Below are 20763 nucleotides of genomic sequence, written 5' to 3' on the forward strand. Positions count from 1 at the left end.
AGCAGTCCCTTTTTTATAAAGCGCTTTCACCTCCCCCGGCAAAAAACGGCGAACAGCCTCCTGCCCTCTGTTCGCCCGTTTCATCCGACCGCTGCCGCAGGCAATCACACCATATCCGGCGGCGTACTCCCATTATATGTAAGCCTTTTCTCCTGCACTAGCGGGAAACCGGACCTTTTATTGTCGTTTTTCAACTTTTCCCGCCTTCATTTGCCGTTCTTCGTCCTGGAAAGCAGGTTATGCACCAGCACGCTCACTTCAGCACGCGTGGCTTTCTCCGTCGGGGCGAAACGCCCGGGCCCCCGTCCGGCGACGACTCCTTTTCCGTACAGACGGGCTATTGCTTCGTGTGCCCAATGTCCCGGACCGACATCCCGAAAAGGCAGCGGGGCTCCTTCAGCCGGAGCGCGTGCTCCGCCGTCTTTCATCGCCTTGACCAGAACCGAGGCGATTTCCGCCCGGGTAATAAAGCCGTCCGGCCGAAACGGCAGGCGGCCTTCGCCGGGGTAGCCCTCAACAAGTCCGTGCGCCGCCGCCGTTTCGACCGCGTCGTATTCCCAATCCCCCGCCGCCACGTCGCGGAATGTCGGGACGGAGCGCTGCTGCATGTCGAGGCCGAAAGCGGCCGACACCAATGCGGCAAATTCCGCCCGCGTCATGTAGTCCGCTGGGTGAAACGAACCGTCGCCGCTTCCGTGTACAACGCCGTAGTCGGTCAAACCGGCAACCGCCTCGGCGGCCCAGGAAAGCCGCTCAATCTGCGCCGCGTCCCGGTAGCGGGCAAGCACTTGCGGCACGGTGCGGACTGCCCCTGCTTCAGGCTCTTCTCCCGCCGCTTTGGACGGGGTCCAGGCGGACGGCGAAGCTGCCCCTTCGCTGCCGACGACAAGAGCCGCTTCTCCCGCCGAGTGCCGGAGATTGGCGCCCGGTCTGCCCGGCTGGATTGCGATGGTTTCGGCGAGCGTCAGCTTGGCCGTTCCGTTTCGCAAAGCCCGAAACGTAATCTTGCCCGCCTTCCCGCTGCCGCTGAAAAAACCGGACGCGCTTTTGGGCGGAAGCGATTCGGCGACCCGGATTTCTCCCGTTGGGTCGATCCGGTTGGCCCAGGCAATCGGCGCCGACGCTTTGGCGAAGACAGCGGTCGGAACCGCTCCGCTCGGGACGGGCTCCAGCAGGGTCGGATCGTACCGCAGCGTATACTCGTACCCTTCCACACCGCCATATGGCCCAAGGAAACCCTGCAGCCAAACGGCTGCCTCCACGGTTTGTCCCGGTTGAACCGCAGTTTCGGACAACGCTATGCGAATCTGCGGTTGCGGGGCCGGATAGTCCGCCCACAGGGGGCTTCCCGAAGCCGTCCCGGCGGCGAAGGCTTGTCCCGTCTCCATCCCTCCGAGGGTGATTGCAACCGCCAATACCGCCGGCCAAGCTTTTGTTTTTCGCATCGCTTTTATTTGCCTCCTTTTATCGGTCTCTTGCCGCTTACAACCGTGATGCCGCTCCCTTATGCCGTCGATGAAAGAACCGGAGGAGCTTCCCGCTCCTCCGGCAGCTTGCCGTCCTTTTACCGGATCGCCTTTACTTGGATAATCCGTAGTTGGCCAGGATGAAGGAAATGTCCAGCAGGTTCACCTTGCCGTCACGGTTCAGATCCGCCAGCGCCGAAACGAGCGATTGCCACGGCTCTTCCTTCGCGAATGCGCGCGCCGCCTGGTTCAGATCGGCCAGGTCGATGCGGGAATCGCCGTTCACGTCGCCGGCCGCGAGCGGTCCGAAGTTGACGGTTTTCGCGCTGTCCGCCGTAACCTCCGCTTCCGCGGCGATGTGGCCCGGCACGACAACCCGTACAGTGTACTTGCCGCTCGGCACAGCCAGCTTATAGGTGCCGTCCGCCTCAACCGTGCCCAGCTTCACGACCGTTCCGTTCGCGGCAATTGCCTCGACGACGGTTTTCAAGGTGCCGTCCGCTCCGCTGTACCAAACTTTGTTATAAGCGGCGGCCGTTCCGAGCGCTTCTGCGGAAATTTGGCCCGAAATAATCTGCTCGACCGGTCCCGTTCCTCCGCGAACCACCTTCACGGTGCCGTTCGCGAGCGTGCCGGGATCAATTTCCTGTCCGGCGCTTCCCAGGAAGCGGACGCCGGAAAGCGTAAAGGCGTAATCGCCCTCCCGGTCGGCCGAGAAATGATACGCGGCCAGCTTGCCATCCCCGCTGTAGCCGGAGATATCGCCCGCTAGCGACAGCACATAATCGGAACGCACCAAGCCGTTCTCCAGCACAACGGTTTTCTCTTTCGTAATCAAGCCGGTACCCGGGTTCTCCGCTTCCTGATGGGCGGCAAGCGCCGCGCCCGGCTCCAGCGTGCCTTTGATCAACTTGGGATCGTAGGTCAGGCTGAATTCCGCAGAGTACAGGTCCTTGACGCCTGTAAAGGCCACGCCGACCTCAAACGCCTCGCCCGTTGCGACCTGGGCGGCCGACGGCAAAGCCGTGACGCTGCCTTTCGCCGGCTCGGGCGTTTTGGTGTACGTTACCACATGGGCCGGATCGGCCGTTCCGTTGAACGCCGCGTCGTAAACAAACACTTCAAACGTGTTGTCGCCGTCCTGAACCGGAACGGAAATGGCGAACGTGCCGTCAGCCGCGATTGTTCCGTCCGCCTGCTCGGTAACGCCGTTTTTCTCATAAAGCGCCGCAACTGCGACTCCCGAGTAATCGCCGAGGATATCCACCAGGAGATCGCTCTCGATTGTGCCGCGGATCGTACCGGCGCTGCCGTTCACCTCAATCGTGCCGGTCAGCTTGGAAGCCGGCGCCGCCGTGTCGACGGCAAACGGCACCGCTGCGTCAACGACCGGCTCGGGGAAAAGCGTATCGAGGTCCGCAAAATAGGGCAGCAGGGCGTAGTAACCGTCCGGCACCGTAAACTCCGAATAATAATCCGAGACCGTGCCGTCCCACCCTTTTAACGTGTAGCTTCCGGGGTCGACGCCATAGGCCGCTTCGGCGATAACGCCTACCCAACCGTCGGCAAGCAAATCATACGCGTCCACGGAGAAATAGGAATTGGCGTAATTCACTTTAAAGGCCAGATCCGCCGTGTCCCGCAGCCCGTCTCCGTTCGGAGAGAAAATATCCGGCGTTATGCTCAGCCCGGAAACGGGGCTGGGCAGCTCCACCTCTCCGACATAAACGGCGACCGGGATGCTGATCACCGTTCCGCCCGCTTCCGTCAGGACGATTTCGCCTTCATAGCGTCCGTCCGGCGTTTCCGGCGAGACCGTCAAGCTTACCTCGAACGGCTTGCTTTCGCCTGCCGCCACCGCAAGCTGGGCGGCGTCCGCGGTCAGCGGCCCGGCTTCGGCTCCATACCATTTGGTTTGAATGGCATACGCGGAGGATTTGCCGGCGATGTCCTTCACGTCGATCACGCGTGCGGCCGTATCGCCGGGCTGAAGAATGCCGAAGGAAACATTACCGGTGTGATAGTCGGTTGCCGGTTCGCCGGGTCCCGCGCTGTAGGTGTCGCGAACGAGAGCGACGGCCGTTTCTTCGAAGGCGTTCGGCAGGCTGACACGGCCCGCGCCCTGGATAAAGTGCGAATACCGGCCGTTCGCGTCGGACAGCTTCACGGCGCTGTTCGTCAGCAGCGCTTTGATCTCGTCGGGCGTCAGCTCCGGCTGGCGGTCCAGAATGAGCGCCGCCGCGCCCGCCACATGAGGCGAGGCCATACTGGTGCCCTGCAGGTTTTCATACGCGTACGTATAGGTGCCGTCAAAAGCCGGTACGGCGGAGCGGATCGAAACGCCGGGCGCGCTGATATCCGGCTTGATGTCCAGGCCGGGGAGCGCGGGTCCCTGCGAGGAGAAGTCCGCCATCGCGTCTCCCGGATCGTAGAAGCCGGAGAAGTCGCCGAGCGTATAAACGGCGTTCGGGTTTGCCGCAAGGGCGGCAAGCAGCGCGCGGCCGTCGGCGCCTTTCATGTCAAACGTCGGAATGAAATGAATGGAATCGTCCAGCAGGATGCCGCAGTATCCGTCCAGGTCATCCCGGTTAAAAATAATGGCGGCGGCGGCGCCGGCTTTTTTGGCATTTTCGATTTTATCGGTAAAGGCGATTTCACCGCGTTTGATCAGCGCGATCTTGCCGGTCAGATCCTTGCCTGCAAAATCCGCCGTATCGCCGAGACCCGCATATACGAGCGGGAACGGCTTGCCGGCGAGCGCGCGGTAATCGCTGTCCGATTCATAGCCCATCAGCCGGAGCTCCTGGTAAGTCGCGTCGGCGACGCTGAGCCCGCCCCGTGCGGTGACCACATCGCCCGGAGGCGTGGAGGCGCCGACGGAAATCGCCAGCTTGGCGGCTGCCGGAGAGCCGGTCGTGAACTCGCCCGGGCCTTCGTTGCCGTTCGCCACGGCAACTACGACGCCCGCCAGCGACGCATTGTTGACGGCGATGGAGTCGGCCGCATACTGGTCGTTGGTATCGGAGCCGAGCGAAAGGTTGATGACATCCGCACCGTCCTCGACCGCTTTCTCAATCCCGGCGATGATGTCGGCTTCCGATCCGGTGCCTCCGGGCCCGAGCACCCGGTAGACGTACAGGTCCGCTCCCGGCGCGACGCCGCGAACCCAGCCGGTCGGTCCGTCCGGATGAGCCGGATTGCCTCGTCCCACCACCGTTCCCGATACATGTGTGCCGTGTTCGGTATAATCCTTGGGATTCGCCGGATGAGCCGGGTCCAGGCCCGTTTCCAGCGGATCGGCATCGTTGTCGACGAAATCATAGCCGCCTTTGTAGGCATCCTTCAGGCTGGGATGATGATAATCAATCCCGGTGTCGATCACGGCCACCTGAATGCCGCTTCCGTCAAACCCGCTGTCCCAGTAACCCGGCGCGCCGATGTGCGGCGCGCTGTCGTTCATCAGCGGGCCGGCGGAGGCTTCGACGGGGACCGCCGACATTTGCCGGGACGGATAAATTGCCTTGACGCCCGGCAGCGCTGCCAGGGCGGGAACTTTATTGGCCGGGACCTGCAGCGAGAACCCGTTAAACACCTTTTTGTACTGGCGTCCGAGCTTCACCCCCGGCGTCTTGGCCGCCGCCGCGGAAAACGCCGCCTGCTCCCGCTTCAGCAAAGCCGGCTGATTGCCGGCTGCTTTAAGCGCGCCATTGGCGACCTGCGCTTGATAGACCGCTTCCGGCAGCTCGCTCAATTCCACGATGACCGTCACCGGTGTGCCGCTGGCCGATGCCGGAACGAAATTGCGCACTTCCGTCTTGACTTTACTAGCCGCTTCGCTTGACGCCTGGAAGTCAAACGGCGCGGCGGTCTTGCCGGTCTGCCGGGCGGAGGCTTTTTCTTTGCCTGCGTTTGCAAAATGAAGCTCCTCGGACAGCGTAAACGGTGCCGGGTTCAGCTGCGGCTTCAAAGCCGAAGCCGGGTCCGTCGGGACGGCGGCAGCATAGCCGGGCGCGCACAATGCGATGGTCAGCGGAATGGCAAGCCAAGCGGATTTCTTTTTTCTCCTCAAGTCGGTTGTCCCTCCTGCGCTCTTTTTTTATTTCTTGCAGCGCTCTCCTGTTGCCGGGGCAATGCCGTTTCTCTCAATTCCCGGGTTTCTCTCTTTCGCCTCCTTTATCCGGTTTCCTAAGTGATATATGGCCGCGCACCGGAAAACATTCCAAAAAGCCCTTCCGCAGGCCGCAAAATGAAACAAAATGAAAATGAACGGTCGCAAAGGAAAGGAGTTTACTTTTTCTAGCAAAATGGTATTATGTTGTTGAGTCATTCTGACATAATATTACTTTTTATTTTCCATATGGTTTTTTAACTTGGATTCGGTAATTTCTTTCAACCCGGTTTTTGTAACCGTATTCATAACTCTGTACCTTCTCTTGGTTCGGATTACCGTTCTTCTCTCCCGCTTGTTACCGGCGGTTGTCCGCCGTTTGCAAGGACCGGCCTCCGCTTTGGCGGCCGGTGCACGACCGCTTGGCCCAGCTTGGCAAACGAAAGGAGTGTGAGGCGCCACCCGCGCGAGGGCGCGGCTGTCTTGGAAGGTCAAACGATATTGGAGGAGGTTTTTGTGTGAGGACAGGTATGAAAAAATGGGGCGCGCTGGCGCTTTCCGCCGCCCTGGTCGCCACGTCGGTTGTTTCGCTCGCTCCGCATGCCGCGCAGGCGGCGCCGCCCAGCGAAGCTTATGAATGGAAAAATGTCAATACCGGCGCAGGCGGCGGATTTATTCCGGGCATTATTTTTAACGAATCGGAACCGAACCTGATTTACGCGCGCACCGATATCGGCGGCGCCTACCGCTGGAATCCGGCCGACTCGACCTGGATTCCGCTGACCGATCATGTCGGCTGGACGGACTGGAACAAGAACGGCGTCGATGCGCTCGCCACCGACCCGGTCGATCCGGACCGCGTTTATCTGCTGACGGGGACGTATACCAACGATTGGGACAAGAACAACGGCCAGGTGATGATTTCCACCGACCGCGGGAACACGTGGACCGACTCCCCTCTCCCGTTCAAAGTCGGCGGCAACATGCCGGGCCGCTCCATGGGCGAACGGCTGGTCATCGACCCGAACAAGAATAACATCCTTTACCTCGGCGCCCGCAGCGGCAACGGCTTGTGGCGAAGCACGAACTTTGGGGCCACCTGGTCGAAGGTGACCAATTTCCCGAATCCGGGCTCCTATATAGTGCTTCCGGGCGACCCTTACCAGGGGGACATTGTCGGCATTTCCTGGATCGCCTTCGACAAATCGACCGGTTCCGCCGGCCAGGCCACGCAGTCCATTTACGTCGGCGTTGCGGACAAGGAAAACAACATTTTCCACAGCTCCGACGGAGGGGCGACCTGGCAGGCCGTGCCCGGACAGCCGACCGGCTACTTCCCTCATCACGGAGTTATCGGCTCCAACGGCTCCCTTTACATTACCTACAGCACCGGAGTCGGCCCGTATGACGGCGGAGGCAAAGGGCTTGTTTACAAGCTGAACACCGCCACCGGCGCCTGGACGGACATCACGCCGATTCCGGTCACCAGCGAGGACAACCGCTTTGGCTTCGGCGGGTTGGCCGTGGACGCCCAAAATCCCGATACCCTGATGGTTTCCTCGCTTAACGCCTGGTGGCCGGACGAGTTCATTTTCCGCAGCACGGACGGCGGCGCGACCTGGACAAGCATCTGGGAATGGGCCGGCTATCCGAACCGGACGATGCGCTACACCCAGGACATCTCCGCCGCTCCGTGGCTGGATTGGGGGACCACTCCCCAGCCGCCCGAGGTGCAGCCGAAGCTCGGCTGGATGATCGGCGACATCGAAATCGATCCCTTTAATTCGAACCGGATGATGTACGGAACCGGGGCGACGCTGTACGGAACCAACAACCTGACGGATTGGGACAAAGGCGGCAAAATCAAGATTTCCGCCATGGCCCAGGGTATTGAAGAAATGGCGGTCAGCGATTTGATCAGTCCTCCGGCGGGAGCCGAGCTGATCAGCGGCGTTTTTGATGTAAGCGGTTTCCGCCACAACGACGTCACCAAGGTTCCGGCCAAAATGCTGGTCAATCCGAGCAGCACGGCCAGCATGGACTATGCGGAGCTTGACCCGGCCTTTATCGTACGGGCCGGCAACTATGACGCCAATTATCCGAACGCGCTGCTGCTCGGTATTTCGCGCGACGGCGGCTCGAACTGGTATCTGGCGAACAGCATGCCGGCAGGCACCAAAGGCGGCGGGACGGTCGCCCTGGCGGCGGACGGCAGCTCGATCGTCTGGAAAACGTCCGACTTGGGCGTGTTCTATTCCAAAACATCCGGCAACTCCTGGACAGCCAGCACCGGCGTTCCGGCCGGCGCCGAGGTGGCGGCCGACCGCGTGAACAAAAACAAGTTCTACGCGCTTGCAGACGGCAAGTTTTATGTAAGCGCCGACGGCGGAGCCACGTTCACCCAAACGGCCGCCAGCGGCCTCCCGAACACCGGCAATGTCAAAGCGATTCCGGGCATTGAAGGCGATATCTGGATCGCCGGCGGCAACGCGGATACGGTCTACGGCTTATGGCATTCCACCGATTCCGGAGCCAGCTTCACGAAGCTCACCAACGTGCAGGAAGCCGATGTCGTCGGCTTCGGCAAAGCCGCGCCCGGACACGACTACATGGCCATCTACATCAGCGCCAAGGTCGACGGCGTGCGCGGGGTATTCCGTTCCAACGACACCGGCGCGAGCTGGGTGCGCATTAACGACGACCAGCACCAATACGCCGCCATCAACTCGGCCATCACGGGCGATCCCAAGAAATACGGCCGGGTCTATCTCGGCTCGAACGGGCGGGGCATCCTGTATGCCGATCCGGTAGGCGGTCCCGGACCGAACAACTCGTCGATTGCTCCAACAGCGGCAACATTCGACAAAAAGACAGCCAACCAGGCGGATATTCCGGTCAGCCTGACGCTGAATGGAAATTCATTTACGGGGATCAAGAACGGAGCGGTGGTTTTGACGGCCGGAACCGACTACACGGTATCCGGCACGACCGTCACCCTCAAGAAAAGCTACCTGGCGGCTCTTCCGCTCGGCGCGGCGAACCTGACCTTTACCTTTAGCGCCGGCGCATCGGCCGTGCTTGCCGTCAATGTCGTGGATACCACTACTTCGCCGGTCAAGGATTCGGCGATCTCACCGACCAGCGCAGCGTTTGACAAGAAGACGGCCAACCAGGCGGATATTCCGGTCAGTCTGACGCTGAACGGAAACACGTTGATCGCCATCAAGAACGGCAGCGCAGCGCTTGCCGCCGGGACGGACTACACGGTGAGCGGCACGGCCGTCACCCTCAAGAAAAGCTACCTGGCCGCCCTTCCGGTCGGACCGGTGAACCTCACCTTCTCCTTCAGCGCGGGCGCGGCCCAAACGCTGGCGTTAACGGTCGTGGATACGACGGTTTCCGTGCCGGGCGGGCTGAAAGTGCAAGCCTTCAACGGAACGACGGCGGCAGCCACCAATTCGCTCGCCCCGCGCTTCAAGCTGATCAACACCGGAACAACCGCCGTCAACCTGTCGACGATCAAGCTCCGCTACTACTTCACCGTTAACGGGGACAAGGCGCAAAACCTCTTTGTCGACTGGTCCAGCGCAGGAACGGCCAATGTGACGGGCGTCATCGTCAAAATGCCGGCCGCCAAAACCGGAGCCGACTACTATGCGGAAATCGGCTTTACAGCCGCTGCCGGCACGCTGGCTCCCGGACAAAGCGTGGACATCCAGACCCGGATTTCCAAAACGGACTGGACCAATTACACGCAAAGCGACGACTACTCGTTTAACGCCGCCGCCACCACCTTCGTCGACCAAACGAAAGTGACGGCATATGCGGCCGGGGCGCTGCAATGGGGCGTCGAGCCCTGACCGACCGATGAATCATAACAGCCGGCGTCGCTGCTGAACGATGCCGGCTGCCAACCCAAAAACGGGAAGCGGCGCCTGCCGTGGGCGCGCTTCCCGTTTTTATTCAGGCTTGCAGGCTGGCTGTTTCCGTCCAGCCGGAGCAGGCGGTCATACCCGCTTTTCAAGTTCTCCATGCCGCCGCGCCGGATCAGCCCGGCGGCTTCCCTTCATTATTCAAACGCGGCAATCACTCGGCACCTTCCGTCCACGCATTCACCTGCTCCGCATGCGCGTCCACCCAAGCTTTGGCAGCATCCTCCGGCGAGCTTCCGCCTTGAATCTCCACCATCACCTCGGCCATATCGTCCGGTGTCCATTCGAATTGATCCAGGAAACGGTACGCTGCCGGCTGGTCGTCCTGAAGTCCTTGGCGGACCATGGTGTGAATTTGCTCTTCCCCGCCGTAAATCCCCTTCGGGTCTTCCAGGTATTTGAGCTCCATGGAAGCGAACATCCAGTGCGGCGTCCAGCCCGTCACCACGATCGGCTGCTTCGCCTCATAGGCTTTTTGCAGCTCCTGAGCCATGGCGGCCGAGGAGCTTTCCAGCAGGCTGATGTCCGTCAGGCCGTAGGCTTCGATTGCTTGCCCGGTTGCCATCATGATGCCCGCGCCCGGTTCGATGCCGACGATCCGGTTTTGCAGCGATTTGGCGACATCCGGGTTCTTCAGGTCTTCAATGGAGCGGATGTCCATATAAGCGGGAACGGCCAGGCCGGTTTTTGTTCCGTTCAGATTCGGGCCGAGGTCCTCAACCTGCGAACCGTATTTCTCCAGGTAAGAAGCGTGGGTGCCGGGCAGCCAGGCGGCCGCCATCGCATCGGCGCTGCCGTCGGCCAGGCCGGCAAACATCGGCCCCGCGTCAACCTGGAGCATTTCCACGGTGTACCCGAGCTTGGATTCCAGCACTTCCTTGACGACGTATGAGCTGGCGATCTCCGAGTCCCAAGCCACATAAGCCAGCTTGATGGTCTTGTCGCCGGCGTTCACGTTGCTGCAGCCGGCGGCAAAGACGGTAAAAATCAGAAGGAAACAGAGACTAAGGATAACGTTCTTTTTTTTCATGAAGCCATTCACTCCTCAAGAGGTTTTTTTCTTGCCCACGATGGATTGCGTCAGCCGGTCGAGCAGGATTGCGACAATGACGATGGCGATCCCCGCTTCGAACCCGATCCCGGTTTTGGCCTGGGAAACCGCCCGGTAAACGTATGCGCCCACTCCTTGAGCCCCGATCATCGACGAAATGACGACCATCGAAAGCGCCAGCATGATCGTTTGGTTGATGCCGGCCATGATGGTGGGCAGAGCGATCGGAAGCTGGAGCTTGAACAGCTTCTGGGCCGGTGTTGAGCCAAAGGCGTCGGCCGCCTCCGCCAGCTCCTCCGGAACCTGCCGGATGCCGAGATTGGTCAGCCGGATGGTGGGCGGAATCGCAAAGATCACCGAAGCGACCACACCCGGGACAACCCCGAGCGAGAAAAAGGACACGGCCGGAAGCAGATACACAAACGCCGGCATCGTCTGCATAAAGTCAAGAACGGGCGTAACAACGTTGCGGACCGCCTTGCTGCGGGCGCACAGAATCCCGAGCGGAACTCCGATCACAATGGACAAAATGGACGCGGTGAGAACCAGCGCCAACGACTGCATGGTGGGCCCCCACAAGCCAAGATTGTCGATCAGAAACAATCCGATAAAAGCAAACAAGGCCAGCTTCCATTTGCCGATCCAGTAAGAAAGCGCGGTTAACACAAGGATGACCGCCAGCGCGGGCGCAAACGTAAGCACTGTCTCCAGCCCGCCGACCATCCAGGCGATCAAAGCGCGAATTGCGTCAAAAAAACCTCCGAGATGCGTGTTTAACCAAGTCTCTACGGCTTCGATCCATTCGCCGAGAGGCAGTTTGGGCAGATTCATCGTCCCCCCTCCATTTCCGGCAGCTCATTCCCCGCCAGAGCGGACAGGATAGCCCCTTTGATAATGATTCCTTTCAGGCGGTTCTTGTCATCCACGACCGCCACCGGCACGCGTGTGCCGACAGTCAGCTCGAAGAGCTCGTTGATCAGCGTTTCGGGCGGTACGGTGGTGATATCCCGTTCCAAAACCGATTCCAGGCTCCGGTTGTTCTTCAGCGCGTCCGAAGCCGCCTCCGCCGTCACGACCCCGATAAGCCGCCCTTCCTTGTCCGTCGCATACAGCGTGGACACGCCGCTGTCCGACATAAACTGCAGGGCTACGCGCGGCCCGCGTTCGAGCCGGATCGTTTCCGGCTTGTGCATGATATGCGCGGCGGTCAGCACCTTGGACAAGTCCACGTCCTCGATAAAGCGCTCGACGTATTTGTTGGCCGGCTGCGTCAGAATTTCCTCCGGCGTTCCGATCTGTACGATCGAGCCGTCCTTCATTAGCGCGATCCGGTCCCCGATTCGCAGCGCTTCGTCCAGGTCGTGGGTTATAAAGACGATTGTCTTCTTCATGCTCGCCTGGAGATCCAGCAGCTCCGACTGCATATCCTTGCGGATCAGCGGGTCAAGCGCGCTGAAGGCTTCGTCCATGAGCAAAATGTCCGGATCGTTGGCAAGGCCGCGCGCCAGACCGACGCGCTGCTGCATGCCGCCGCTCAGCTGGTCGGGACGGCTCTCTTCCCAGCCGCCCAGTCCGACCAGCTCAAGCGCCCGGCGGGCGAGCTCGCTGCGTTTCTTTTTGTCCACGCCCTGCACCTCAAGCCCGTACTCCGCGTTTTCCAGCACCGTCCGGTGCGGAAACAGCGCGAACTTTTGAAACACCATGCCGATGTTTTTGCGCCGGAACTGCCGGAGCTCCTCCGCGTTCATCTTGAGCACATCTTTTCCTTGAAACAGAACTTCTCCCGCCGTCGGTTCGATCAGCCGGTTCAGCAGACGCACCAGCGTCGATTTGCCGCTGCCCGAGAGCCCCATAATAACGAAGATTTCCCCTTCTTCGATGGCGAACTCGGCGTTGTTGACCCCGATCGTCATTTTCGTTTCGCGATAAATCTTTTCTTTTGTCCAACCTTGATTCAATAGCGCTACCCCGCGTTTGGGGTCCGCTCCGAACACTTTGGTCAGCCGTTTGATTTCTATAATCGGCATATGAACCTCCTGTCCCTTTAAAAGAATGGCCGCAAATCACTCGTTCCAGTGTAGCCCGGCCGTTCGTTTATCGTCAAAGAGCATAATCCGTTAAAATCGTACGTACAGTTTTAACTTTACGTACTGATTGTTTAGAATACTCCGTTTTCCTCCCGATTCCTGTCCCCCCACATTCTTTACTTCTTTTCAACGACTTATTACAATACTAGGTAGTAATCAGGCTGCACCTTTCCTCAGGAGGGAATCATGGATCAACTTGAAGGCCTAACCGAAGAGCAAGCCAGCCAATTGAACAAAATCCGAGAACGGGTTATCGAGTCAATCGGCAAAAATATGGATTTATACGGCATCACCCTGTCCATCGGCCATCTTTACGGACATATGTACTTTCATGAAGGTCCGGTGACCCTCGACGAGCTCAGCCGCACGATGGGCATGAGCAAAACGTCTATGAGCACCGGCGTCCGAACGCTATTGGATTTGAAGATGATTGATAAGGTTTGGGGAAAAGGGTCCCGGAAGGATCTTTATGAGGTGGAACCGGATTGGTACCAAAATTTCAGCGACTATTTCTCGATCAAATGGAGAAAAGCCGTCGAGGGGAATATGAACGCCCTTTCCAAATCGCTAAAGGAAATCGAAGCGCTTCAGCAGGAAGGCGAAGAAGCGGAGGCGTTCCGGCGTGCCCTGGAGGCGGACGAGACCAAAATCCGTCAGGCGCTGGCCTATTACCGCTGGCTGATTCGCCTGATCGAGGCGCTGGAGACGGGGAAAATATTCGAGCTGATTCCCAAAGAAACCTGATCCTTTCAGGAAAAAGTGCGAAAACGCAAATAAACCGGAATCCGTCTACGGGTTCCGGTTTTTTTCGCTATGCGGCAGCCGTCAGAGCGGCAGATAACCGAGCTTCTCCATCTTGGGCCGGCAGCCGGAGCAAACGCCGACCACTTTGCCGTTCGCGGCGGAGTAGAAGGTCAACCGGCGGGACGGCCGTTTGCAGAGTGAGCAAGGCTCTCCCGCTTTGGACCGTTTCCGGTAGCCCTTCATAGAGGCGACCTTGCCGCCGGATGGGCCTTGTCCGCCAATCAACCGGTTCCAGAAGCCCATCCGCGTCGCCTCCTCCTTGCATAACTTCTGTTACAAGTTTAAATCAGTTTGTTCTTTTCGGCGATTTGGTACAAGCCCTGCACAAGCGGCTCGGCCGGGTCGCGGTTCATCATATAAAGGGCGAACAGATAGGTAACCGTCATGCCGGTGGCGTTATGCCCGTTCTTCACTTCCGGGAAGGAAGCTTCAATCACGGCGCCGTGCTCCTTGTGCTCGCCGACTTCGATGCGGATGTCGAGACCGGGAAACTCGTTTTTCATGTTTTGCGCGCAGTAAGGGAGCAGAAGGCCTTCGATCAGCTTCTTGCCCTCCTCTTCCGTCTGCGGCGCGGCCGGAAGCGGGCGGCTGTCGCCGGCGCGGATCATATCGACAAAGAACGAGGCGATCCAAGCTTCGGGATCCGCGTCGGACTGGAATTTCCGGGCTACCTCATTGAGGAAAAAGCCGCAGGAATAGCCTTTGCCGTCTTCTTTAACAAGCGAGTAAATATACAACGGCCCGAGCTGCGGATGCTCCGCGATCTGGCCCTGCACTTTGTAGTCGCTGAAGCTCTTTTGCAGCACGGAGCGGGCATGGCCGAAAAGCGCTGCAATCGCTTCCACCCGTTCTTTTTCTTCTTTGGTGGGAGCGGGTTTTTTCGTGTTATCAGTTGTCATGGACGAAGCCTCCTTGTTTCCATACTAACACGAACCGGGCGTTTAGTGGAAGTCGCTTTCGCGGCCGGTTTGCAGGGGCGGGATGCCGGAAACGGGCAATTGCGGTATAATAAACCGATGGTTACTTTAAAAAGGTCGTTTTTTAGGAGGCTGCTATGGATTACCGGAACTATTTTCAAACAAACCGCGAGGCGCACTTGGCGGAGCTGTCCGACTGGCTGCGGATTCCGAGCATTTCCGCTTTGTCGGAGCACAAAGAAGACACTGCAAAGGCCGCCCGCTGGATCGCGGATGCGTTGACCAAGGCCGGGCTGGAAAACGCGGAAATTCACCAGACCGCCGGACACCCGGTTGTGTATGCCGATCACCTGCATGCTCCGGGACAGCCGACCGTGCTGATTTACGGCCATTACGACGTTCAGCCGGTTGACCCGCTTCATCTGTGGGAAACCCCTCCGTTCGAGCCTTCCATACGGGACAACAAGCTGTACGCCCGCGGGGCGACGGACGACAAGGGCCAGATTTTTATGCATGTCAAAGCCATCGAGGCCCTTCTGAAAGAGGAAGGCAAGCTTCCGGTGAACGTAAAGTTCTGTATTGAAGGCGAAGAGGAAATCACCAGCCCGAATCTGCCCGGCTTTCTGGAGCAAAACCGGGAGAAGCTGGCTGCCGATGTCGTGCTCATCTCCGATACCGCGCTGTTTGAGCCGGGGCGTCCCGCCATCTGCACCGGGCTGCGCGGCCTCTGCTCGCTGGACCTTCACGTACGGACGGCCAATACGGACCTGCACTCGGGCAGCTTTGGCGGAGGCGTGCCGAACGCCCTGCACGCCCTTGTCGAGCTTCTCGCTTCTCTGCACGACAGCAAAGGCCGCGTGACCGTGCAAGGCTTCTACGATGACGTGCCGGAGCTGACCGCCATGATGCGCGAAGAATTCCGGAAGCAAAGCTTCAATGAAGAAAAACTTAAGAAAGACCTTCAGCTTGAAGCGCTTTTCGGGGAGGAAGGCTATTCGTTCGTGGAGCGGACCGGCGCCCGCCCGACGCTAGAGATCAACGGCGTATACGGCGGCTTCCAGGGTGAAGGCACCAAGACGGTTCTGCCCTGCGAAGGCCATGCCAAAATCACCTGCCGTCTGGTGGGCAGCCAGGACCCGCAGGACATTCTGGACAAAATCGAGCGTCACCTGAAAAGCCATGTGCCTGCTGGCGCCACGATTTCCGTCGAGCAGCGGGAAAAAGGCCGTCCGTTTACGATCGATCCGTCCGAGCCCATGCTGCAAAAAGCGGCCGACGCCTATGAGGCCGTTTACGGCGTCCGCCCTCTCTTTACCAAGGACGGCGGCTCGATTCCGATCGTGGAAACCTTCTCGCGCGTACTGTCGGCCCCGGTAGCCCTGATGGGCTTCGGCCTCCCCGACGAAAACCTGCACGCCCCCAACGAACATTTCCATCTGGTGAACTTCGATAACGGGCTGCTTACGATTGTGGAGTTCCTGAGAAGCTTGTAAGAACAAAACCATGTTCACAAAAACACCCCCGCGTGCGCCAGGAGCGTACGCGGGGGTGTTCCTGTTATGACGGTGCTCCGTTCCTAAAAAGAAGGCAACCGCTTTTAATTGCCCTTCTCGTCAAACCCGTAGCGGACGCCGGTCAGCTCCTCCGATACGGTCCACAGCCGGCTGAGCAGCGCGCTGTCGTACAGCTTCTCCACCTTCCGGTCGATGGCCGGGTATCCCTTCCGGTTGCCGGCTCCGTCCGGACCGATGTACTCCCCGCCCTTCAGCCCGGGATCGGTCGCGGCATACAGCGTCGGCAGCACGCCCAGCTCGGCAGGCTGGGCAAGCGCCTTCAGAAACAGCTTGGCGTACCAGCGGGTTTTCTGGCCGCCGAAGCTGAACAGGTTGGTGGTCGAGATGCCCGGATGGCAGGCGACGCTGATGGCATCCGCTCCCGAGGCCCGAAGCCGGTTGTTGAGCTCGCGGGCGAAGAGCAGGTTCGCGAGCTTGCTCTGCCCGTAAAACGCCGTCCGGCTGTACCCTTTCGCGCCATCCAGATTGTCAAAGCCGATTTGGGCTCCCCGGTGCGCGATGCTGCTCAAGGTCACCACACGGGCGTCCGGCGTGTCCAGCAGCACCGGAAGCAGAAGCCCCGTCAAGGCGAAATGGCCCAGATGGTTGCTGCCGAACTGCAGCTCGAAGCCGTCCCTGGTCTTTTGGTACGGAGGCATCATCACCCCCGCGTTATTGATCAGCAAATCCAGCCGATTGAAGCCCGAGCGGTATTCCTCCGCAAACCGGCGGATGCCGGCCAGATCGGCCAGATCCAGCTTCATCACCCGCAAATCCGCCTGCGGCACTTCCGCCCGGATTTGCTCCACGGCGGAAGCGCCCTTCGCTTCGTTGCGGACCGCCAGGACGACTCCCGCCCCTTTACGGGCCAGCTCACGCGCCGTTTCCAGCCCCAGCCCGCTGCTTGCTCCTGTCACAACAGCCGTTTTGCCGGTCAAATCTCCGATTCGTTCCGTTCGCCACGGATTGCCCATGTTCCGCAACCACCTTTTCATCAAGTGCGACTATGCCTTTATTGTAGCATTTGATGAAAAGTTCCGCATGCGGGAATGAAGGTCAGGGTTTTGCCGCTTGGGCCCGGTAAGCGGCACGCCGGGCGGCACGCTCGTCTTCCTTCAGCCGCGGACAGTTGTAGCAATAACTGCCGCCTTCGGTTTCATAGTACAGGCAGCATGCGGTGCGCAGCTGCACGGTGCGGCCGGAATCGGCGATGTCCTCAACTTTGCGGATGACGGCTGTAAACGGGTTTTTCGGCCGTCCGAAAACGGCCGGCTCCATTTCCTCGCGGAGAAAACGGAAATCGGCGCGGACCTGCGTAGCGAGACGCTCCTCTTTCAGCTGGCCCGCTAGGTATTCCATTCCCCACGCATACCGCCCCGGAAGCTGCCCCCAGACCTGCGCCGGCGGCAGGCCGGTCGTCCGGGACATGCTTTCCAACAATGGCCGCAAGGTGCCGCCATAAAGAGCGGTCATTTCGCGCCGCAGCCAATCCTCTCTTTCTTCCCCGGCGACGGGACGGCTCTCCTTCCAGCCAATCAGCCGGAAGACAAACGACGCCGAGTACTCGTTCGGCACCAGCTGCACCACGACATTTTCCGGCGACAGGTCGAGCGCCGCGTTATGCACGGCTGCGGTGTATTGCAGGGCCATTCCCAAATAGGCGGCCCCAAGCGCGAAATAGGAAGCCGATACCTCTTTTTTCTTGGCCTTGATTAACGGCAGATGCAGACGCACCAAGGCTTCCATCGACTCGGCTGCAAAAAGCTCGCTTATCTTTGCGGTAAAGACGGCAGCGGGGTCCGCCTCGCGTTTCAGCGAAAAGAAAGTTTCAAGCCGCTCCAGGTCCAGGCTGCTCATGGGGGTTCCTCCTTTGGGCTATCAGACTCGATGGGTCAACTGATAGGGAAGGCAAAGCGGAATGCCCGTCCGCGGGTCGGTCAAAATATCCGCCTCGATGCCAAATACTTCGCGCAGCACGTCATGCTGCATGACTTCCTGCGGCGTCCCCGAGCGGATCACCCTGCCCTGCCGGATGGCAACCATATGCTGAGCGTACCGGGACGCATGGTTCAGGTCGTGCACCACCATGACGATGGTCCGTTTTTCTTCGCTGTTCAGCTTCTGGAGCAGCTGAAGCACCTCCAGCTGGTGCGCCATATCCAGATAAGTGGTCGGTTCGTCCAGAAACAGCAGTTCCGTCTGCTGCGCCAGCGCCATTGCAATCCAGGCCCGCTGCCGCTGGCCGCCGGACAGCCGGTCAATCGGGCGGTCCTGAAACATCGCCATCCCCGTTACCTCAAGCGCCCAGCGGATCGCGTCGCGGTCCTCGGGACCAAGGGTGCCGAACCCTTTCTGATGCGGAAAACGTCCATAGCTGACCAGCTCGGAAACAGTGAGCCCGTCCGGAGCCGTCGGGCTTTGCGGCAAGATGGCCAGCTGCCGGGCTACTTCCTTCGTGGATTGCTGGTGAATCTTTTTTCCGTCGAGCAGCACGCTGCCCGTTCTCGGCTTCATCAGCCTTGCCATCGTCTTCAGGATGGTGGATTTGCCGGAGCCGTTGGCACCGACAAGCGCGGTGATTTGACCGGACGGGATGGCAATATTCAGGTTGTCGACCACGTTCGCTTCGGCATAGCCGATGCTCAGGTCCTCGGTTTTCAGGCGTTCGGTAAGCATGAGACAGCTCCTCCCCGTGAAGTATGCGGCGGCCTTGAGCCGCCTGTTAACTGGTCAGGCCTTTGCCTTGACGAGCAGATAGAGAAAATAAGGCGCGCCGAGTACCGCCACCACGATGCCGGTTGGAATCTCGGCCGGCTGCAGCACCAGGCGGGCCAGCATGTCCGAGACGATCATCAGCAAGCCGCCGGTCAGCGCGGAAGCGGGCAGAAGCGCCTGATGGCGCGGGCCGACAAGCGAGCGTGCCAAATGCGGTCCGATCAGGCCGACAAACGCGATGCTGCCGCTCACGGCGACGCAAGCGCCCGCCAGGCAAACCGCCGCTGCCAGCAGCACCAGCCGCTGCTTTTCGACGGCTGCGCCAAGGCCAAGCGCGGTTTGGTCGCCCAGCGTCAGGACGTTCAGCACCCGGGCTTTCCAGACCGTAAACGGCACCAGCAAAACGATCCAGGGCAGCAGAGCGCCGACAAAACGCCAATCCGTCCCCCACACGCTGCCGGCGATCCAGGTGGCGGCAAACTGGTATTTTTCCGGCGACAACCGAAGGGTGAGCACCAGGAGAGCCGCGTTGATGCCGGCGGCCACGGCGATCCCGGTCAGCACGAGCCGAATCGGAGACAGGCCGTCTTCCTTGCGATACGCCAAAGCATAGACAACGGCTGCAGTCAAAGCGGCGCCGCTCATGGCCAGAAGAGGCAGCAGAAAAACGGAGCCCCCGCCCATGTCGGGCTTGTACAGCACGAGCAGCACCACGGCCAGGCTTGCGCCGGAATTGATGCCGAGAATGCCCGGATCGGCGAGCGGATTCCGCGACAAGCCTTGAAGGATGCAGCCCGATACGGCCAACCCGGCCCCGACCAGGAAGGAAATCGCAATCCGGGGCAGCCGGAAGCTGTACAAAATCAGCTGCTCGCGGTCGCTTCCGCCTCCGAGCAGGGTGCGAAAAACGCTGGCGGGCGACAGACGGATCAATCCGGTGTTCATGCTGACGACTGCTGCGATGAGGCCAAGCGCAGCTAGAACGGCAAGCACGACAGCCGCCCGGACCGCCCGCTTGCGGGCTCCGGGCGTCAAGTAACTCTTCGTCATGCGAGTCTCCTCCCCTCCCGGCGCGCCAGATAAAGGAAGAAGGGAACGCCGAGCAGCGCAATCAGCGCGCCGACCGGCGTTTCCATCGGCGGGTTCCACATGCGTGCAGCGACATCGGCCACTAACAGGAGCAGACCGCCCAAAACGGCCGAGCACGGAATGATCCACCGATAATCGACGCCAACGAGAAAACGCGTCAGGTGAGGCACCAGCAGGCCGACGAAAGCGACCGGCCCGATCACGGATACGGCCGCCCCGGCCAGGATCAGCACAAGCCCCATCCCGGCCGCTTTGACCAGGCCGCTTCGCTGTCCGAGGCCGGCCGCCACTTCTTCGCCCAGGCTCAGAACGGTTATGGAAGGCGACAAGAAAACGGCGCCGCAGAGGCCCATTAGAATCCAGGGAGCGACAATGCGAAGCTGACCCCATTTAATGCCCGCCACTCCGCCGGCGTTCCAGAAGGCAATGTCCTGGCTGATATGAAACATCAGCCCGATGCCCTGGCTGAGCGCGACCAGCAATGCGGAAACGGCCGCTCCCGCAAGCGCCAGCCGGACCGGCGACAAGCCGCCCCTCGCCGTCAGGCTGACCCCGAACACCAGCAGCGCCCCTAATCCCGCCCCCGCAAAGGAGAAGAGAATCAATAACGGAAAGCCCAGGGAAGGGAAAAAAGCAAAACAGACCGCGAGTGCAAGTCCGGCGCCGGCATTGATGCCGAGCAGGCCGGAATCGGCCAGCGGATTTCGCGTCATCCCCTGCATGATGGCTCCGGCCGCCGCCAGAGCGGCTCCGGTCAAGATGGCGGCCAAGGCGCGCGGAATGCGCAATTCGTAAATAATCCGGTGCTTTGCGATTTCCGCATCATAATGAAAAATGGCGTTCCATACGGTACCCGGCCGGACATCCGCCGCGCCGACCGCCACCGACAAAACAATCCCGGCCGCCAGGGCGGCAAGCCCCAGAGCCAGGATGGTGATGGCGGCCGACGGACGCGACCGCACGGACAATGCTTTTTGACGGGTCGGACTGCTTTTGCTGGAATTCTCTATGGCTGGCATTCGCTTGCTCCTTGCCGGATTG

The 20763-nt window shown here is 60.2% G+C and carries 15 protein-coding genes; 3 read left to right on the forward strand and 12 right to left on the reverse strand.

All coding sequences use genetic code 11. From position 1 onward, the window contains the following. Nucleotides 1–206 precede the first annotated feature (206 nt). On the reverse strand, nucleotides 207–1445 hold the full coding sequence (locus AC6I6H_RS06755; RefSeq protein WP_497952977.1) for an S-layer homology domain-containing protein: 1239 nt from the start codon (nucleotides 1443–1445) through the stop codon (nucleotides 207–209). Between the two features lie 133 nt (nucleotides 1446–1578). Next, a complete protein-coding gene (locus tag AC6I6H_RS06760) occupies nucleotides 1579–5535 on the reverse strand; it encodes a S8 family serine peptidase (protein ID WP_497952978.1) in 3957 nt (1318 codons plus the stop codon). A gap of 569 nt (nucleotides 5536–6104) precedes the next feature. Here AC6I6H_RS06760 and AC6I6H_RS06765 point away from each other — a divergent pair. Then, the gene (locus AC6I6H_RS06765; protein WP_497953000.1) at nucleotides 6105–9434 is read left to right on the forward strand and encodes a X2-like carbohydrate binding domain-containing protein; all 3330 of its coding nucleotides are present in this window, start codon (nucleotides 6105–6107) and stop codon (nucleotides 9432–9434) included. Between the two features lie 226 nt (nucleotides 9435–9660). Here AC6I6H_RS06765 and AC6I6H_RS06770 read toward each other — a convergent pair whose 3' ends face one another. The 3 genes from AC6I6H_RS06770 to AC6I6H_RS06780 are packed head-to-tail and all read right to left on the reverse strand — an operon-like array spanning nucleotide 9661 to nucleotide 12584. Beyond that, nucleotides 9661–10536 (reverse strand): glycine betaine ABC transporter substrate-binding protein, encoded by an 876-nt coding sequence (locus AC6I6H_RS06770; RefSeq protein ID WP_497952979.1) that lies wholly within the window; start codon nucleotides 10534–10536, stop codon nucleotides 9661–9663. Nucleotides 10537–10551: 15 nt separating this feature from the next. Continuing rightward, entirely contained in the window at nucleotides 10552–11388 is an 837-nt protein-coding gene (locus tag AC6I6H_RS06775) for an ABC transporter permease (protein WP_497952980.1), read from the reverse strand. Further along, the gene (locus tag AC6I6H_RS06780) at nucleotides 11385–12584 is read right to left on the reverse strand and encodes a quaternary amine ABC transporter ATP-binding protein (protein ID WP_497952981.1); all 1200 of its coding nucleotides are present in this window, start codon (nucleotides 12582–12584) and stop codon (nucleotides 11385–11387) included. Before AC6I6H_RS06780 ends, AC6I6H_RS06775 begins: the two co-directional genes overlap by 4 nt. Before the next feature lie 246 nt (nucleotides 12585–12830). Here AC6I6H_RS06780 and AC6I6H_RS06785 point away from each other — a divergent pair, with 246 nt between their 5' ends. Beyond that, nucleotides 12831–13388: a GbsR/MarR family transcriptional regulator gene (locus tag AC6I6H_RS06785; protein ID WP_497952982.1), complete on the forward strand. Its 558-nt coding sequence runs from the start codon at nucleotides 12831–12833 to the stop codon at nucleotides 13386–13388. A gap of 81 nt (nucleotides 13389–13469) precedes the next feature. Here the strand turns inward: AC6I6H_RS06785 and AC6I6H_RS06790 are convergent, their stop codons facing one another. After that, nucleotides 13470–13691, reverse strand: a complete 222-nt coding sequence (locus AC6I6H_RS06790) for a hypothetical protein (RefSeq protein ID WP_497952983.1) — start codon at nucleotides 13689–13691, stop codon at nucleotides 13470–13472. A gap of 38 nt (nucleotides 13692–13729) precedes the next feature. After that, on the reverse strand, nucleotides 13730–14347 hold the full coding sequence (locus AC6I6H_RS06795) for a hypothetical protein (RefSeq protein WP_497952984.1): 618 nt from the start codon (nucleotides 14345–14347) through the stop codon (nucleotides 13730–13732). A 155-nt stretch (nucleotides 14348–14502) separates the two neighbouring features. On the opposite strand from AC6I6H_RS06795, the gene AC6I6H_RS06800 reads away from it, so the two are divergent. Continuing rightward, nucleotides 14503–15858, forward strand: a complete 1356-nt coding sequence (locus tag AC6I6H_RS06800) for a dipeptidase (RefSeq protein WP_497952985.1) — start codon at nucleotides 14503–14505, stop codon at nucleotides 15856–15858. Nucleotides 15859–15962: 104 nt separating this feature from the next. On the opposite strand, the gene AC6I6H_RS06805 is transcribed toward AC6I6H_RS06800, so the two are convergent. From AC6I6H_RS06805 to AC6I6H_RS06825, 5 genes are all read right to left on the reverse strand, one after another. Next, nucleotides 15963–16892, reverse strand: a complete 930-nt coding sequence (locus AC6I6H_RS06805) for an oxidoreductase (protein ID WP_497952986.1) — start codon at nucleotides 16890–16892, stop codon at nucleotides 15963–15965. 82 nt (nucleotides 16893–16974) lie between these two features. Next, nucleotides 16975–17775: an IucA/IucC family C-terminal-domain containing protein gene (locus AC6I6H_RS06810; protein WP_497952987.1), complete on the reverse strand. Its 801-nt coding sequence runs from the start codon at nucleotides 17773–17775 to the stop codon at nucleotides 16975–16977. A gap of 21 nt (nucleotides 17776–17796) precedes the next feature. Further along, nucleotides 17797–18594, reverse strand: a complete 798-nt coding sequence (locus tag AC6I6H_RS06815; protein ID WP_497952988.1) for an ABC transporter ATP-binding protein — start codon at nucleotides 18592–18594, stop codon at nucleotides 17797–17799. A 54-nt stretch (nucleotides 18595–18648) separates the two neighbouring features. Next, the gene (locus AC6I6H_RS06820; RefSeq protein WP_497952989.1) at nucleotides 18649–19683 is read right to left on the reverse strand and encodes a FecCD family ABC transporter permease; all 1035 of its coding nucleotides are present in this window, start codon (nucleotides 19681–19683) and stop codon (nucleotides 18649–18651) included. Then, entirely contained in the window at nucleotides 19680–20741 is a 1062-nt protein-coding gene (locus AC6I6H_RS06825; RefSeq protein ID WP_497952990.1) for a FecCD family ABC transporter permease, read from the reverse strand. The genes AC6I6H_RS06820 and AC6I6H_RS06825 overlap by 4 nt, the downstream gene beginning before the upstream one ends. Nucleotides 20742–20763 lie beyond the last annotated feature (22 nt).

The sequence above is a fragment of the Gorillibacterium sp. sgz306347 genome, assembly GCF_059735245.1.

Excerpts from the sequence above, each read along its gene's own strand:
- AC6I6H_RS06765 (WP_497953000.1), top strand. The coding sequence starts at position 6,105 with ATGAAAAAATGGGGCGCGCTGGCGCTTTCCGCCGCCCTGGTCGCCACG.
- AC6I6H_RS06770 (WP_497952979.1), bottom strand. The coding sequence starts at position 10,536 with ATGAAAAAAAAGAACGTTATCCTTAGTCTCTGTTTCCTTCTGATTTTT.
- AC6I6H_RS06795 (WP_497952984.1), bottom strand. The coding sequence starts at position 14,347 with ATGACAACTGATAACACGAAAAAACCCGCTCCCACCAAAGAAGAAAAA.
- AC6I6H_RS06815 (WP_497952988.1), bottom strand. The coding sequence starts at position 18,594 with ATGCTTACCGAACGCCTGAAAACCGAGGACCTGAGCATCGGCTATGCC.
- AC6I6H_RS06810 (WP_497952987.1), bottom strand. The coding sequence starts at position 17,775 with ATGAGCAGCCTGGACCTGGAGCGGCTTGAAACTTTCTTTTCGCTGAAA.
- AC6I6H_RS06790 (WP_497952983.1), bottom strand. The coding sequence starts at position 13,691 with ATGGGCTTCTGGAACCGGTTGATTGGCGGACAAGGCCCATCCGGCGGC.
- AC6I6H_RS06780 (WP_497952981.1), bottom strand. The coding sequence starts at position 12,584 with ATGCCGATTATAGAAATCAAACGGCTGACCAAAGTGTTCGGAGCGGAC.
- AC6I6H_RS06825 (WP_497952990.1), bottom strand. The coding sequence starts at position 20,741 with ATGCCAGCCATAGAGAATTCCAGCAAAAGCAGTCCGACCCGTCAAAAA.
- AC6I6H_RS06785 (WP_497952982.1), top strand. The coding sequence starts at position 12,831 with ATGGATCAACTTGAAGGCCTAACCGAAGAGCAAGCCAGCCAATTGAAC.
- AC6I6H_RS06800 (WP_497952985.1), top strand. The coding sequence starts at position 14,503 with ATGGATTACCGGAACTATTTTCAAACAAACCGCGAGGCGCACTTGGCG.
- AC6I6H_RS06755 (WP_497952977.1), bottom strand. The coding sequence starts at position 1,445 with ATGCGAAAAACAAAAGCTTGGCCGGCGGTATTGGCGGTTGCAATCACC.
- AC6I6H_RS06805 (WP_497952986.1), bottom strand. The coding sequence starts at position 16,892 with ATGGGCAATCCGTGGCGAACGGAACGAATCGGAGATTTGACCGGCAAA.
- AC6I6H_RS06820 (WP_497952989.1), bottom strand. The coding sequence starts at position 19,683 with ATGACGAAGAGTTACTTGACGCCCGGAGCCCGCAAGCGGGCGGTCCGG.
- AC6I6H_RS06775 (WP_497952980.1), bottom strand. The coding sequence starts at position 11,388 with ATGAATCTGCCCAAACTGCCTCTCGGCGAATGGATCGAAGCCGTAGAG.